The 15,749-nt window shown below is 68.5% G+C and carries 14 protein-coding genes and 1 pseudogene; 10 read left to right on the forward strand and 5 right to left on the reverse strand.

Annotated features, from left to right (window positions below):
* Positions 1–88 precede the first annotated feature (88 nt).
* From ACFYO1_RS39380 to ACFYO1_RS39405, 6 genes and pseudogenes are all read left to right on the forward strand, one after another.
* Positions 89–898 carry a DUF2993 domain-containing protein gene (locus ACFYO1_RS39380; protein WP_387243274.1) on the forward strand — a complete coding sequence of 270 codons (810 nt, stop codon included), beginning with the start codon at positions 89–91 and terminating at the stop codon, positions 896–898.
* A complete protein-coding gene (locus tag ACFYO1_RS39385; protein WP_387243277.1) occupies positions 895–1,335 on the forward strand; it encodes a thioredoxin family protein in 441 nt (146 codons plus the stop codon). Before ACFYO1_RS39380 ends, ACFYO1_RS39385 begins: the two co-directional genes overlap by 4 nt.
* A gap of 287 nt (positions 1,336–1,622) precedes the next feature.
* Positions 1,623–2,099 (forward strand): annotated as a pseudogene (locus ACFYO1_RS39390) (DUF4395 domain-containing protein); the annotation flags it as partial.
* 121 nt (positions 2,100–2,220) lie between these two features.
* Entirely contained in the window at positions 2,221–3,054 is an 834-nt protein-coding gene (locus ACFYO1_RS39395; RefSeq protein WP_387243280.1) for a sulfurtransferase, read from the forward strand.
* A gap of 5 nt (positions 3,055–3,059) precedes the next feature.
* Complete coding sequence (locus ACFYO1_RS39400) at positions 3,060–3,365, forward strand: DUF1416 domain-containing protein (protein WP_040730884.1); 306 nt, start codon at positions 3,060–3,062, stop codon at positions 3,363–3,365.
* A 192-nt stretch (positions 3,366–3,557) separates the two neighbouring features.
* A complete protein-coding gene (locus tag ACFYO1_RS39405) occupies positions 3,558–4,265 on the forward strand; it encodes an FABP family protein (RefSeq protein ID WP_387243283.1) in 708 nt (235 codons plus the stop codon).
* A 369-nt stretch (positions 4,266–4,634) separates the two neighbouring features.
* Here the strand turns inward: ACFYO1_RS39405 and cydC are convergent, their stop codons facing one another.
* The 5 genes from cydC to ACFYO1_RS39430 all read right to left on the reverse strand — a co-directional run bounded on the left by cydC (position 4,635) and on the right by ACFYO1_RS39430 (position 12,167).
* On the reverse strand, positions 4,635–6,350 hold the full coding sequence (cydC, locus tag ACFYO1_RS39410) for a thiol reductant ABC exporter subunit CydC (RefSeq protein WP_387243286.1): 1,716 nt from the start codon (positions 6,348–6,350) through the stop codon (positions 4,635–4,637).
* 250 nt (positions 6,351–6,600) lie between these two features.
* Positions 6,601–8,382: a thiol reductant ABC exporter subunit CydD gene (gene cydD / locus ACFYO1_RS39415; protein WP_387243289.1), complete on the reverse strand. Its 1,782-nt coding sequence runs from the start codon at positions 8,380–8,382 to the stop codon at positions 6,601–6,603.
* Positions 8,383–8,385: 3 nt separating this feature from the next.
* Positions 8,386–9,417 (reverse strand): cytochrome d ubiquinol oxidase subunit II, encoded by a 1,032-nt coding sequence (gene cydB, locus ACFYO1_RS39420; protein WP_387243292.1) that lies wholly within the window; start codon positions 9,415–9,417, stop codon positions 8,386–8,388.
* 9 nt (positions 9,418–9,426) lie between these two features.
* Entirely contained in the window at positions 9,427–10,917 is a 1,491-nt protein-coding gene (locus tag ACFYO1_RS39425) for a cytochrome ubiquinol oxidase subunit I (RefSeq protein WP_387243295.1), read from the reverse strand.
* 329 nt (positions 10,918–11,246) lie between these two features.
* Complete coding sequence (locus tag ACFYO1_RS39430) at positions 11,247–12,167, reverse strand: aminodeoxychorismate lyase (protein ID WP_387243298.1); 921 nt, start codon at positions 12,165–12,167, stop codon at positions 11,247–11,249.
* Between the two features lie 172 nt (positions 12,168–12,339).
* Here ACFYO1_RS39430 and ACFYO1_RS39435 point away from each other — a divergent pair, with 172 nt between their 5' ends.
* The 4 genes from ACFYO1_RS39435 to ACFYO1_RS39450 all read left to right on the forward strand — a co-directional run bounded on the left by ACFYO1_RS39435 (position 12,340) and on the right by ACFYO1_RS39450 (position 15,636).
* Positions 12,340–13,452 carry a YgfZ/GcvT domain-containing protein gene (locus ACFYO1_RS39435; RefSeq protein ID WP_387243301.1) on the forward strand — a complete coding sequence of 371 codons (1,113 nt, stop codon included), beginning with the start codon at positions 12,340–12,342 and terminating at the stop codon, positions 13,450–13,452.
* A 116-nt stretch (positions 13,453–13,568) separates the two neighbouring features.
* Complete coding sequence (locus ACFYO1_RS39440) at positions 13,569–14,303, forward strand: MOSC domain-containing protein (protein ID WP_387243304.1); 735 nt, start codon at positions 13,569–13,571, stop codon at positions 14,301–14,303.
* A complete protein-coding gene (locus tag ACFYO1_RS39445) occupies positions 14,300–15,253 on the forward strand; it encodes an asparaginase (RefSeq protein WP_387243306.1) in 954 nt (317 codons plus the stop codon). The genes ACFYO1_RS39440 and ACFYO1_RS39445 overlap by 4 nt, the downstream gene beginning before the upstream one ends.
* 176 nt (positions 15,254–15,429) lie before the next feature.
* Positions 15,430–15,636, forward strand: a complete 207-nt coding sequence (locus ACFYO1_RS39450) for a DUF3073 domain-containing protein (protein WP_150403870.1) — start codon at positions 15,430–15,432, stop codon at positions 15,634–15,636.
* Positions 15,637–15,749: the final 113 nt, after the last annotated feature.

Genomic DNA, 15,749 nt, shown 5'->3' on the forward strand with positions numbered 1-15,749 from the left:
TCTATGCGGCCTCGCGCATTCGCGACTCGCAAGCGCTCTATGCGGCCTCGCGCATTCGCGGCTCGCAAGCGCTCTATAAGGTTCAGCAATGCGCAAGCTCATCATCGGGCTGCTGATTCTCGCGGGACTGGCAGTGGTCATTGATTTCAGCGTCGCCGCCTATTCGGAATACCGGGTCTCGCGCGCACTACGCCAGGGCACCGATCTGCCCGCCGATCCCGCGGTCGCGATCCGCGGTGTTTCCTTCCTCGTGCAGGCGGCGGGCGGTCGCTATGACGATGTCTGGATCAGGGCGAGCGGCAATCTGCCGCATACGCCGGGGGAATACGAATTCGAGGCGAACCTGACCGGGGTGCGGATCCCGCTGCACGATCTGGTCGACGGCAGTCTGAAGGACGTGCCCGCGGAGCAGGTCGCCAGCTCGCTGCGGATCGGGCCGACCGAGCTCGGCCGCCTGTTCACCATCCCCGACCTGCAGGTGAAGGGCCCGCCGCAGCGGGACAAGTCCGACGGCACGGGCGGCTCCGGCGGGTCCGGCATGACCGCGGCCGACGACGAGCCGCTGTGCCTGTTCGGCAGCCTGCCGGAATTGGCCAGTGTGCAATACGGCACCGACAAGGTCTTCGTCCAAGCCGACCTGTCCCTCGACGGTGACCAGGTGAAAGTCGTCGCGACCGGCTTCTGCCCGCAGGCGGGCAACGACAAGACCATCCCGGAGGAGGCCATTCCCGCGGCCACTCGCTCGGCGGTGCTCGCGCGCTTCACCCGTACTATCGACATCAAGGAATTGCCGTTCGGTGTCCATCCCACCAAGGTGAGCGCGCAAGGCGGATGGATCGTAGTGGAGGGCAAGGGCGTGAACGTGACGATCGACCTCGACCGATTGCAGCGACCATGATCGAAATCACAATTCTGGCAGTGATGTTGCTCGCCGCGCTGGCGGTGGGTGTCATCTTGCGCCGCCGTGAGGGCAGAGTCCGCGCGGCGGATGTCATCGAAATCCCCTCGGCCCGGGCCGATCTGCTCGCCGCCGTCGGCGTGACCGGATCGGTGCCCGCGGTACTGCACTTCTCCGCCGACTGGTGCGGCCCCTGTGCCGCGGTACGCCGCGTCGTCGCCGACGTCACCGGCCAGCTGGCCGAGTCCGCGCAGCCGCCGCTGGACATCGAGGTCGACATCGACGCGGAGCCGGCGCTGGCCAAGGAACTGAACGTGCTCTCGCTGCCGACCACGTTCGTCTTCGATAGTGAAGGCCGCGAACGCTTTCGGATCTCCGGCGTGCCGAAGGTGACCGATCTGCGTTCCGCGCTCGAGCCGCTGACCGTCGCCGCTTAGCCGCCTTGACAGGATTCCCGGGCAGCTGTGATCAACCCGGGGTCCTTTTCTCCCGCCCGATTAGGTAAACTGCTTTCGTGCTTTACAACCACGAGCTGATGCTCACCCGACGCCGCACAGTTGATCTGTGCCGCCTCGGTGGTTGTTGCTGCCTGTGCCGCTGAGCGGTCGGCTTTCCCAGATTTCCTGACGCCGACCTCTGTCCGCCGTGCGAGTGATCTCCATGATCCCCCGGCGAACTGGCAATTTTCCAGCCATCAGTCGCATCCAGCGCAGGAGTACGCACAATGTCCACCGAAATCGGTAAAACTTCGCAGAATCAGCCAATTGCCAACGGGCAGGTAGATGTTCGCGGACCCCGCTTCGCCGCGTGGGTCACCACCGCCGTCCTCGTCCTGGTGCTGATCGCCGCCATCTTCTCCCCCATCGCCGCCGCGGTGCTCATCGCCATCCAAGCCGTCGTCTTCGCGATCGGCGCCGCCTACGGACCGCGCAAGCATCCATACGGCCGGCTCTACGCGAAGTTCGTCGCGCCCCGGGTGGCCCCGACCACCGAGACCGAACCCGTGCCGCCGCTGAAGTTCGCGCAGCTGCTCGGCCTGGTCTTCGCGACGGTCAGCCTGCTGGGCTTCGCGCTCGGCTCCACAGTCGTCGGCGCGGTCTTCGCCGGCTTTGCCCTGTTCGCCGCCTTCCTGAACGCGGCGTTCGGGATCTGCCTGGGCTGCCAGATCTATCCCCTGGTAGCCCGTTTCCGCCGGACTGCTCCTACTGGCGGTGTTCACGACCCCTCCGCGGTTACGCAAGCTACCGCCTCCGGGGCTGACGTTCACACCGCCGGGTCCCCGGCACCGAACTGATCCGCAAGTCATCTCTGAAAGGAACAACATGGCTCGCTCCGATGTCCTGGTCTCCGTGGACTGGGCCGAAGAGAACCTCAACGCCCCCGGCATCGTCTTCGTCGAGGTCGACGAGGACACCTCCGCCTATGACGGTGGCCACATCGAAGGTGCCGTCCGGCTCGACTGGAAGAAGGACCTGCAGGATCAAGTTCGTCGTGACTTCGTGAACCAGGAGCAGTTCTCCGATCTGCTCTCGGCGCGCGGCATCGCGAACGACGACGAGGTGATCCTGTACGGCGGCAACAACAACTGGTTCGCCGCGTACGCCTACTGGTACTTCAAGCTGTACGGCCACAACAACGTCAAGCTGCTCGACGGTGGCCGCAAGAAGTGGGAGCTCGACGGCCGCCCGCTGTCCACCGACGGCGTCAGCCGCCCGGCCACCCAGTACAAGGCCGCCGCCCCCGACGTGACCATCCGCGCGTTCCGCGACGAGGTCATCGCCGCCATCGGCACCAAGAACCTGGTCGACGTCCGTTCGCCCGACGAGTTCTCCGGCAAGATCCTGGCGCCCGCGCATCTGCCGCAGGAGCAGAGCCAGCGTCCCGGCCACATCCCCACCGCGATCAACGTGCCGTGGAGCAAGGCCGCGAACGAGGACGGCACGTTCAAGTCCGACGCCGAGCTCGCCGAGATCTACAAGGAAGCGGGCCTGGACGGCGAGAAGGAGACCATCGCCTACTGCCGCATCGGCGAGCGTTCCTCGCACACCTGGTTCGTGCTGCAGGAGCTGCTCGGCCACAGCAATGTCAAGAACTACGACGGGAGCTGGACCGAATACGGCTCCCTCGTCGGTGCACCGATCGAGTTGGGAGCGTAAACACCATGTGCGCAGCACCTACCCAGGGTCAGGCCATTCCCGCGGGCGTCGATGTGGAGAAGGAGACGGTCATCACCGGCCGTGTCCTGAGCACCGACGGCCAGCCGGTCGGCGGCGCGTTCGTGCGCCTGCTCGACGGCAACGGTGACTTCACCGCCGAGGTCGTCGCCTCCGGCACCGGTGACTTCCGCTTCTTCGCCGCGCCGGGTGCGTGGACGCTGCGGGCGCTCTCCTCGGCCGGCAACGGCTCGGCGGAGGTTCGCCCGGAGGGCGCGGGCATCCATCCCGTGGACGTCGCGGTCGCCAAATAAGCCGACCGTACGCAGCCGACGGCCCCGGGCTTCCCCAACTATGACGGGAAGCACCGGGGCCGTCTGCGTATCCGGGGGCGATTGTCGTTAGACTCCAAATGTGGTCCTCTTCTTCGAGATTCTGCTGGTGGCCGTCGCCATCCTCATCGGCTGGTTCGGCCTGTACGTCTTCTACCGGCTGTTCACCGAGTCATGAGCGATCTCGCGAGCGAGGGTTCTAATCCGGCCGAGCAAGCGAGTGAACAACTGAACGGCAACGGCTCCGCCGATTCGGCTCCTCGCCGAAGCGGCGATCAGGCCGTGTCCGAGGCCGTCGAGCGGGCGAAGTCGACCGGCGTTCGCAACATTCCGGCGCTGCCGGATCTACCGCTGCCCGAGGACACCGCGAACCTGCGGCTCGGGCCGGACCTGAGTTCCTCCATGCTCGCGCTGCTGCCCATGGTCGGCGTCTGGCGCGGCGAGGGCGAGGGCAACAGCCCCGAGCGCGGCGACTACCGGTTCGGTCAGCAGATCGTCGTGGCGCACGACGGCGGCGACTACCTGTCCTGGGAGTCCCGCTCCTGGTTCCTCGACACCGAGGGCAACTACTCCGGCCCGGATCTGCGCGAGAGCGGTTTCTGGCGGGTCGGCATCGACGGCAACGACGAGGTGATCGAGCTGCTGCTCACGCACAGCTCCGGCATCGTCGAACTGTTCTACGGCCAGGCGCTCACCCAGTCGTCCTGGGAGCTCGCCACCGACGTGGTCATCCGCAGCCAGTCCGGCATCGTGGTCGGCGGCGCCAAGCGCCTCTACGGCATCGTAGAGGGCGGCGACCTGGCTTACGTAGAAGAGCGCGTAGTGGCCGACGGCCCACTCGAGCCCCGCCTCTCGGCTCGCCTCCAGCGCTACATCGGCTAGCCGCCCGGCCTCTTCGCCCTTTTCGCCCACTGATCTCGCGAGCACATGGGTAACTCACCGGGTACCGGCTAACTCTGCAACCAACTCACCGCCGGCCGCCAACGGCGCCACCGCGGCACACGAGTCTGGCCTGAATACCCGGAGAGGCGGAACAGCCCCCGAGCCTTACCGGTACGTGGGTTAGACGTACGGGTCCCGTTCGGACTCAAACGGGGGCTCGGGGGCCGGGTGACTGCGTGGAATTCGCTAACGCTCGCGCGGCGAATCACCTGCAGCGGTGGCGCTAGCGCGCAGCCACCTCACGAGTCCTTTGAACATACATTCTTCGAACCACCTCCTTCCTTGTGTACCAACGAATCTAGCCACGACTCAGCGGGTCGGCAACGGAATTTCTCGGTGGGCTGAAGTGGGGACTCCGCCGCCCGCGAAATCGACCGTGACCTGGGCTGATGCGTCGATGTGGACGATCACGTCGGCCCGGTTGCCCGGCGGCAGCTGATGTGTGACGACGACCACAGTCCGATCCGGGGCGACCAGGCCGCTGCCGGCATCGAGCAAGGCGCGCAACAGGTCTGCGCCCACCTCGGCCTCGAGGTGTTCGGTGGGTTCGTCGAGCAGCAGGACCCGCGCCGGAGACACGAGCGCTCGGGCCAGCAGGATGCGGCGGCGCTGACCGCCGGAGACGGCGGCCGCGCCACCGATCAGATCGGTGTGCACGCCCTCCGGCAGGGAGTTCAGCCAGTCGCCGAGACCTACTGTGCGCAAAGCGGTTTCGGCTTCCTCCTCGGTGACGTCGCCGCGGGCGACGCGCAGGTTCTCCAGTACCGAGGTGCCGAACAGGTGGGCGTCTTCGGCGAAGAAAGTCACACCGGTGCGGGGGGTGCCGAACAGACCCGCCCACGTCATCAGCAGCGTGGTCTTCCCCGCGCCGCTCGGCCCGACGACTGTGATCCGGCGGCCGGCGGGAATCTCCGGAAGCTGTTGGGACAGCGGGCCTTCGAAGGCTGCACTGCGCTCGCCGGCATCGTCCGCCCGAGCGCCGCCGTCGAGCCGGATCAGCCGATGCAAGGCCGCGCGGGCGGTGGTCAGCGCCTGCGCCGCGGCAGGCAGTGGGCCGACCGCTTCGAAGGCCGAGAGCGGCAGCAGGACGAGCACGGTGAGGGCCATCGGTGTCATCGCGCCCGGTGCACCGCCGGACGGACCGTAAAGGGCGATGCCGATCAGCAGGGCACCCAGCACGCTCGCGCCGATCGAGAGCGGGGTGGCCGCGGCCGACCACGCGCTCGGCGCGGCGGCCTTGTCTTCCGCCGCGACCGCGCGCCGAGCGGCCTTGGTCGCGGCGTCGAGGGCCGCGTCCAGCCGACCGGCGACGCGCAGTTCCGCCGCGTGATCCAGCACCGTCAGGGCCTGTGCGGTGAACTCCGCCCGGTCCGCGCGCACGGCTCGTTCCGCCTCGCGCGCCGCCTTCGCCGACAGCCACGGCGCGACAATCCCGGACAGCGTCAGTGCCCCGGCCAGAATCGCGGCCGCGGCCACCGAAATCGTGGCGAGCAAACCGATCGCCACCGCGGACAGCACGGCGGCGACCGCGACCGGAACGAATACTCGAACCACCACGGCGCCGAGATCGTCTATGTCGCTGCCGGTTCGGACGAGCAGGTCGCCGCGACGGAGCGGCCCGTCGGCCCCGGAGCGGTCCGCGCCGTCGACCGCCGTGCGCGAACCGGCGGGCCTGCGCAACCAGAAGTCCGATCCGGCCAGCGTTCGGTAGACCGTGGTGCGCGCCGTCGCCATCGCCCGCAGTGCGACATCACGCGTGGCCAGCCGTTCCAGATACCGCGCCAGCCCCCGCGAAATCCCCAGCGCCCGTACGGTCACCACCGCGATGCTCAGATCCAGCACCGGCGGCATCTGCCAAGCCCGGGCGATCAACCACGCCGCGAGCGCGGCCAGCCCGAGCCCGCTCCCGAGCGCCAGCACGCCCCACCCGATCGCCACCAGCACCCGCCACCGGGACAGTTCGAGCAACGCCCACATCCGCCGCACATCGTCACGCACCGAAGCACCCCCGTCCGCCGCGGTCATGGCCGCACCATGCCTGAACCGCCGGTTGCGCCGCGCCCAGCAACCATGCGCCGCCGCAGGACCACCCGAGCGGTCCACCACTCGGCAAGCGCCACCGACCCGAGCCTGCTTCCGGGCGTCGGCACGCGTCGCGCGATCGCACTCATCCCCCGAGTTCGCCCGCGACCGGAGCCTGCCGCGGCCGGGTGAGACCGCCGGCCGACGCCGAGCGGGCCGTCGCCGCCATGCGGTCGAATCGTCGCTGGCCGGCTCATCGGATCGTCACCTCGGCCAGTTCGCCGGCCTCGGCGCGCACCTGGACAACGTGGTCGCCTGCGGCGAGAACTGTTGGGCGGTGGCCGATCACGATGACGGTGGCGCCGTCGCGGGCGCGTTGGCGCAAGGCCGCCAGGACGGAGGTCTCGCTGCCGGCATCGAGGTGGGCGGTGGGCTCATCGAGGAGCAGGATCTGGCGGTCGGTGGCGAGGACTCTGGTCAGTGCGAGGCGCTGGCGCTGGCCCAGCGAGAGGCCGACGCCGCCGGGGCCGACCAGGGTGTCCCAGCGGTCGGGCAGTTCATCCAGGACCGTGTCGAATCCGGTTGCCGCACAGGCGGCTTCGAGATCATCGACGACCCGGGCGGGTCCGTGCGCGACCGGCGACCCGGCCCGCGCGCCGAACAGCTCCAGGTTTTCGCGCAGGGTGCCCGGCACCAGCACCGGACGCTGCGGGAGCCACGCGAGGTGTGCCCACCATTCGTCCTGATCCAGATCGCGCACGTCGACACCGTCCACGGTCACCGAACCGTGGTCCGGTGCGATCAGGCCGAGGATCGCCTGTACCGCCGTCGATTTCCCGCTGCCGTTCGGTCCGGCGAGCACGGTCAGCGCACCTGGTCGCAGCTCTGCCGACAATTCCCGGGGCGCAAACCCGTTCCGCGTCGCGACCGACAGTTCACTCAGTCGGACGAGTCCGCCGCAACGCCACGGCTCGGCGACCTCGGAGGTCCGGCCGCCGGAATCGGCCACTCCCGACTCGGACTCGAGTACGGCGAAGGCCTTGTCCGCGGCCGCCATTCCGTCCTGTGCGGCATGGAACCGCTCCCCCACCATCCGCAGTGGCAGATACACCTCGGGAGCCAGCACGAGGGCAACCAGGCCCGCGTACAGGCTCATCTCACCGAACACCAGCCGCAGGCCGATGGACACCGCGACCAGCGCGACGCTCAAGGTCGCGAGCAGCTCCAGCACCATCGAGGACAGGAACGCGATGCGCAGCGCCCGCATCGTCCGCTGCCGCAACCCGTCACCGAGCTCGCGCACCCGCCCGGCCATCGTGCCGGGCCGCGCCTCCGCCGAATCCGCTACGCCCGCAGCAGAACTCCCGGAGTCACCGCGCTCACGGCCGAGGGCCCGCAGCGTAGGCATTCCCGCGAACAGATCGAGCAGTTGATCCGAAAGCCGGGTCGTGGCCGTGAGCGTCGCCTCGGCCCGCCCCTGCGTCAGCAGGCCGATCAGGATCATGAAGATCGGAATCAACGGCAGCGTGATCACCACGATCAGCCCCGAGACCGGATCGTGAATCGCGATGACCGCCAGCACGATCGGCGGGACCAGCACCGCAAGCAGCAGCGCGGGAACATATCCGATCAGATACCCGCGCAACCCCGACAGCCCGGTACCCACCACAACCGCGAGTTCGGTTCTGCGGCTTTCGAGTTCCCGCGGCGACAACCGCGCGCCCGCGGTGAGCACGGCGGTCTCGAGCTCCGCCACCACGCCCGCGCCGGCCCGGTGCGCCAACCGCGATTGCACCCAGGTGGCGAGCACCCGGCAGGCGACGGCGAGCGCGAACACCAGCAGCTCCGTCGTCCACCCGGCCGGCGTGCGCCGGCCGGGATCGGTGACGACCCCGGCCAGCACCCGGGCCAGCATGACCGCCGCGACCACGATCGATCCCGTGACCACCACGGACAGCGCGACACTCAGCGCCAGGTAGCGGCGGGCCGAGCGGGCGTACCGCCACAGGCGCGGATCGATGGGCGGGCGAGCCATGACTCAGTCCTTCGCGGAGCCGAGCGGCAAGCCGACCGGTGCGGGAATCTGGTCGACGGTGATCCGCTTGCGGAACACCCAGTACGTCCAGCCCTGGTAGACCAGCACGACCGGGGTGACCAGCACCGCCGCCCAGCTCATCACCTTCAGCGTGTACGGCGTCGACGAGGCGTTGTGGATGGTCAGGTCGAACGCCGAATCGATGGTGGAGGGCAGCACATTCGGGAACAGCGACCCGAACAGCAGCGCGGTCGCCGCCGCCACCACGACGGCGGTGCCGAGGAACGCCCATCCGTCGCGATCGGCGAACACCGCGGCCGCGGCGGCCACCAGCCCGATCACCGCGAGCGCCAACGGAATCCAGGTCCACCCGGTGCCGTAGGCCAGTTGCGTCCAGAGGCCGAACCCGCCGACGACCAGCGCCGTCGGTGCCAGCAGCAGCTTGGCCGTGCGCTGCGCGTCGGCGCGCACCTCGCCGCCGGTCTTCAGTCCGAGGAACACCGCGCCGTGCAGGGCGAACAGCAGTCCGGTGGTCAACCCGCCGAGCAGTGCGTACGGCCCGAGCAGATCCCACACCGACCCGGCGAACTGCTTCTTCTCGTTCAGCGGCACCCCGTGCACGATGTTGGCGAACACCCAGCCCCACGCGAGTGCCGGTATCCAGGAACCGATTCCGATGCCGAGGTCGCAGCGCGCCCGCCAGCGCGGGTCGTCGATCTTGCCGCGGTATTCGATCGCGCAGATCCGCAGGATCAGCGCGACCAGCAGCAACAGCAGCGCCAGGTAGAACCCGGAGAACATGCTGGCGTACCACTCCGGGAAGGCCGCGAACATGGCGCCGCCCGCAGTGATCACCCAGACCTCGTTGCCGTCCCACACCGGGCCGATGGTGTTGAGCACCACCCGCCTTCGCGTGTCGGAGCCCCGGCCGAGGATCGGCATCAGCATTCCGACCCCGAAGTCGAAGCCCTCCAGCACGAAGTAACCGGTGAACAGCACCCCGATCAGCACGAACCAGAACTCTTGCAGACTCATCGTCGGCTCCTAGTAGGCGAACGAAAGTTGTTCGACGGCAGGCTCTTCGGCGCGGTGCCGACCAGGATCGCCGGTATCGCCGGGACCGTCGGTGGTCGCCGGCGCCGGGTCCGGTCCGTGAATCACGTAGCGCCGCATCAGGTAGAACCAGACGACCGCCAATCCGCCGTACAGCAGCGTGAATACGATCAGCGAGAACAGCACGACCCCGGCCGAATGGTTCGACACGCCCTGCTGCACCATCAGCCGCAGGTTCAGGTCACCCGTCGGATTCGGCGCGACAACCCAGGGCTGGCGGCCCATTTCGGTGAATACCCAGCCCGCGCTGTTGGCCAGGAACGGCGTCGGGATCATCAGCAGGCTGAGCCAGGAGAACCAGCGTTCGTTCGGCACCCGGCCGCGTCGGGTCAGCCACAGTCCGGCGAGCGCGAGCAGCGCCGAGCCCGCGGCCAGGCCGATCATCGCGCGGAAGGACCAGTAGGTGACGAACAGGTTCGGCCGGTAGTCGCCGACGCCGTACTTCTCGTTGTATTCCTTTTGCAGATCGACCACGCCGGGCAGGGTGACGTCGCTGAACTGACCCTTGGCCAGGTAGGGCAGCACGAACGGCACCTCGAGCACGTGGGTGACGCTGTCGCAATTGTTGTGCGTGCCGACGGTGAGGATGGAGAAGTCGGGGTCGGTTTCGGTGTGGCACAACGATTCCGCCGAGGCCATCTTCATCGGCTGCTGCTCGAACATCAGCTTGCCCTGGGTGTCGCCGGTGAAGAACAGCGCGACCAGCGAAATCAACATCACCCAGGTGCCGGCCAGCGCCGCGGGCCGCCACATGGTGCGCGCCTCGGTCAGCTGCGCGGCATCGCCGCTGCGCGCCTTGCGCACCATCCACCAGCCGGCGATGCCGGCCACGAAAGTGCCTGCCGTGACGAAGGATCCGGCGACGACGTGCGGAAAGGCCGCCAGCAGTGTGTTGTTCGTGAGCACCGCGACGATGCTGTCGAGCTCGGCCCGCCCGGTCTCCGGATTGAACCGCGCTCCGACCGGATGCTGCATGAACGAGTTCGCCGCGACGATGAAGTAGGCCGACGCGTTCACGCCGATGGCGACCATCCAGATCGCGGCCAGGTGCGCGAGTTTCGGCAATCGCGACCAGCCGAAGATCCACAGCCCGAGGAACGTCGACTCCATGAAGAAGGCGACCAGGCCCTCCAGCGCGAGCGGCGCGCCGAACACGTCACCGACGAACCGGGAGTACTCGCTCCAGTTCATCCCGAACTGGAATTCCTGCACGATGCCGGTGGCGACGCCGAGCGCGAAGTTGATCAGGAACAGCTTGCCGAAGAACTTGGTCAGCCGCAGCCAGTGATCCTTGCCGGTGATGACCCACGCGGTCTGCATGGCGGCGACGAGCGGAGCAAGTCCGATAGTCAGCGGCACCAGCAAGAAGTGGTAGACCGTCGTGATGCCGAACTGCCATCGCGAGATGTCCAGGGCGTTCATGACTGCGCCTCACTGCGCTCACTCATCGGCCACGACCTCCTCGTCGTCTACGACATGACGTAGTAATCCTACGTCCGGGAGGGTCCAGAACAATGAGTCCTACGCCACGACACGCGTATCAGTTCGGCCGCTACCAGCATGTTTACTTCTCGCATCGATGGCGATAGGACCGAGATCACGCAGTGACGGCTGCTTTCGCCGACGCACAGGTAACTCACCGGCTACCGGCCGACTCGCCCACGACGCTGCCGCCGGTCCACCAACGGCACCGGCGAGGCACACGGGTCCAGCCTGAATGCTCCCCGGAGGCCGATTAGCCCCCGGGAGTCTCACCAATCGCCGATGGCGCCCGCTCGCTCGATCCCCCGATCGACCAGATCGATGATCTCCTGCGCGTTGTCCGGGGCCGACATCCGCAGCCCGTCCAGCGAATTCACCCGCGCCGCGAGCGAGATGCTGGACATCAGCCACACGCTGTCACAGGTGAGCAGATCGGCGGTGAACAGCGACTTGTACACGCACTCCCACCCGGCCTTCTCCGCCTCGGCGAACAGCGCGCGCTGCGTGACACCCGGCAGCACACCGTTTTTCGCGGGCGGGGTGATCAGCTGCTTGTCCCTGGCGATCACCACGGACGAGCGCGGGCCTTCCAGCACCCGGTTCTCGGTGCTGGTGAAGATCACATCGTCGGCGCCCATCCGCGCGGCGAACCGCAGCGCCGCCATGTTGGAGGCATAGGACAGGGTCTTCGCACCGAGCAGCTGCCACGGCGCCGCCTGCGCCAGGTCGATCGAGATGCCCCGGGACAGCGTCACCACCGAGACGCCCTCGGCGCGCGCCTTCTGCACCCGATCCGGCACCGGCAGCACGAGCACGTACGCGGTAGGCACCGGAACGGCGGCGGCCAGATCACCGGACGTCACCTTCTCCGCCACCCCGGACAGCTCGCTGTCCCGGCCGCGGGTGAGCACCAGCCGCATCACGCCCTCGCGATCGGTTCCCCACTCCTTCGCGGCTCGCTCGACCGCCTCGCGCCACCGGCCGAGTTCTGGCTCGGGCAGATCCAGCGCCTGCGCCGAGCGACGCAGCCTGCCTAGATGAAATTCGATCGCGCACGCGTTGCCCGCGCGCACCAGCACCGTTTCGAAAATACCGTCGCCACGCAATACGCCGATATCGTCCGCATACAACAACGGCGCGTCCGCGTCCCGGACCGCGCCGTCGAGTGAGACAAGAACCCGATCTACCATGCGTCGAGACTAGGCGGTTCGGCAATGTCTCGCCTAGGTCACGGAAGACTTCGCGGCATCTTTTACAAGCCGCCGTCCGTGGTTCACGCGCAGGCCGCGCGGACGACGGCACAACCGTCTCTCCGCAGCCCCGGTTCGGGCACCCGAGCGCGACCCCGCCTACAGTGGAAACGTGTCCGTGGTCGTTGCGCCCAGCCCCATCCTCGCTGTTTCGGGAGCCGTCGCGGGAGCGCCGGGCTCGCCCGATGCCGCCGTCGCCTGGCACTACGGTGATCCGCTCGGTGAACAACGGGCCGCGGTGGAGCGCGCCGCGGTCATCGATCGGTCGCATCGTTTCGTCCTCCGGATCACCGGCAACGAGCGGCTGACCTGGCTGCACACCATCTCCAGCCAGCACATCGCCACCCTGGGCGACGGGCAGTCGGCGGAGAACCTCGACCTCGATCTGAACGGCCGGGTGCTGAACCACTTCGTACTCACCGAGCTGAACAGCACGGTCTGGATCGACACCGAGGGCGACCGCGGCCCAGCGCTGCTGGACTTCCTGAAGAAGATGGTCTTCTGGGCCGACGCCCAGCCCGCCGAGGCGGATCACGCGGTACTGAGCCTGCTCGGACCGAAGGCGGCGGACGTGCTCGCCGCCCTCGGCGTCACGACCGTGCCCGGCGCCTACGCGGCGGTCGCGCTGCCGGACGGCGGATTCGTTCGCCGGATGCCGTGGCCGACCGCCGACTCGTTCGATCTGGTCATCCCCCGCGATCGGCTCGCCGAGTTCTGGACCCGCCTGACCGAGGCCGGAGCCGAACCCGCGGGCATGTGGACCTTCGAGGCGCTGCGCGTCGCCGCCGTGCGCCCGCGGATCGGACTCGACACCGACGAGCGCACCATCCCGCACGAGGCCCGCTGGATCGGCGGGCCCGCCGAATTCGGCGCCGTGCATCTGAACAAGGGCTGCTATCGCGGCCAGGAGACCGTGGCCAGGGTGCACAATCTCGGCAAGCCGCCGCGGCACCTGGTGCTGCTGCACCTGGACGGCTCGGCCGACGAGCGGCCCGAGACCGGCGCCGACGTCACCGCGGGCGGCCGCGCGATCGGCCGCCTCGGCACCGTCATCGACCACTACGAGCTCGGCCCGATCGCGCTCGCGCTGATCAAACGCACCGTCCCCGCCGACACCGCGCTGACCGCGGGCCCGGCCGCCGCGGCCATCGACCCGGACTCGGTGCCGTCGGACGACTCACCGCAGGCGGGCAGGCTCGCCGTCGATCGGCTCCGCGGACGCTGACCCGACCATGACCGCCGAATACCGAAGGGGCGCACGCTCCGAGTTTCGCGCTGAACCATTCCCCGCCGCCAACTTCCCGGCGCAGCCCCGACGACACCACGAGAGGAGTGCCGCCGATGCGAACCACTGATTCCGGCGAGGTCCTTGCCGTCTGCGTGGTGCACGCCGAGCTCGACGTGCCGGGCCGGGTCGGCAGGTCCGCGATCGACAAACGCCCGATGCCGGGCCGGGTCGCGGTGCGCGCACTCGGTCTCGACGGCGATCACGTGTGCAATACCGACGACCACGGCGGCGTGCATCAGGCCGTCTACGCCTACGCCGACGAGGACGCCCGGCGCTGGGGCAGCGCCCTCGATCGGGAGCTGCCCGCCGGCTGGTTCGGCGAGAACCTGCGCATCGCCGGCCTCGCGGTGAGCGACGCGGTGCTCGGCGCGCGCTGGGCCATCGGCGACACGCTGCTCGAGGTGAGCGCGCCGCGCGTACCGTGCGCCACCTTCCAGCACTGGAGCGGAGAAGCCCAGTGGGTCAAGCGATTCACCCTGCAGGCCGACACCGGCGCCTACCTGCGCGTGCTCACCGAGGGCACGATCGGCGCGGGTGACCGGGTGTCCGTGGTGCACGTCCCGGACCACGGCATCACCGCCCGTGATCTGTTCACCGGCGACGACCCCGATCTGCTCGCCATCCTGCTCGCCGCCGAGCCGACCATCTCCGACGAGGTGCGCAGGCAGGTCGAGCGGCACGCCCGCAGGCACGCCAACGCCGACCGCGCGGCCCGGCGACGGGCCGGCGAATCCGCCCAACCGGCCACCCGACGTGGCACCGAACTCGACACGGGAGCGCAACTGTGAGTGTGGAACTGGTCGAAGTAGTCCGCTCCGGCTTCCGCGAGTGCGTGCACCGCGGCTCAGCCGTCATCCTCGATCCGGCGGGCGAGCCGACGCTCACCCTCGGCGAGGTGCACCTGCCGATCTTCCCCCGCTCGACCAACAAGCCCATGCAGGCGATCACCCTGCTGCGCCACGGATTCGAGCCGGTCGACGACGCCGAGCTGGCCATCGCGACCGCCTCGCACTACGGCGAGCCCGATCATGTCGCGCTGGTGCGCAGACTGCTCGACCGCTTCGGCTTCGACGAGAAGTCCCTCGAATGCCCGCCCGATCTGCCGGTCGACGAGAAGGCGCGCGCGGCCGTGCTCTCGGGTTCGCACGAACCGCGCCGGATCTACATGAACTGCTCGGGCAAGCACGCCGCGATGCTGGCGACCTGCAAGATCAACGACTGGCCGACCGAGGGCTACCTCGACGAGGCGCATCCGCTGCAGCAGGCGGTCATCGCCACCATCGCCGATCTCACCGGTGAACCGGAGACCGATCTCGGCATCGACGGCTGTGGCCTGCCGATCATTCCGGTGTCGCTGGTCAATCTCGCCCGGGTGTTCGCCACCATGGCGACCGCCGATTCCGACGCGCCGGAGCGGCGCGTCGCGGACGCCATCCGCGCCCATCCGCGAGTGATTTCGGGCACCAACGCACCCGATCTGCTGACCATGCAGGCCACCCCCGGACTGGTCTGCAAGATCGGCGCGGATGGGGTGCACGCCGGTGCGCTGCCCGACGGAACGGCCTTCGCGTACAAGATCGAGGACGGTAGCGACCGGGCCCGAATCCCCCTGACGCTGGCAATTTTGCAGCGGATCGGCGTCGACTGGACCGACGCGCACACCGAGCTGGCGGCCCCCGCGGTGCTCGGCGGCGGTGCCAGGGTCGGCGTGATCCGGGCGATCCCGGGGGTGCTCTAGCCGGACCGGCCGAGGGCGACAACCGGGCAAACAGAACCACTTCGGAGGTTCTTCACCCACTCCTGGAAGCGGGACGGCCGGACACACGCTAAAGTGTCTGTCAGGAAGAGTATTAATTCGAACGGGGCCGCCAACCAAACCCCAGGCCGCCCCGCAGTGACGCGAGGGGGTCAGCCATGGGCCGTGGCCGGGCTAAGGCAAAGCAGACCAAGGTCGCACGCGAGCTGAAGTACAGCAGCCCGCCGAGCGATTTCGCGAGCCTTCAGCGCGAGCTTTCGGGAAGCCCCCACTCCCAACGGAGTGGTGTGCTGTCCGATGAGCACGACGCGGACAAGTCCTCATCTCAATTCGAAGAGGACGACTACGACGACTGGCGCCGCTGACTCGAAGTAACGTTCGAAAGGGGAGGTCAACGTGCCTCCTCTTTCTGCCGTTGCCGCGCGTTGACGGATAACGCCGAAAAAGCTTAGAACACACCAGCGTCCCGCATCTGAGC

The sequence above is a fragment of the Nocardia sp. NPDC006044 genome (assembly GCF_042871115.1).
GTDB lineage: Bacteria > Actinomycetota > Actinomycetes > Mycobacteriales > Mycobacteriaceae > Nocardia.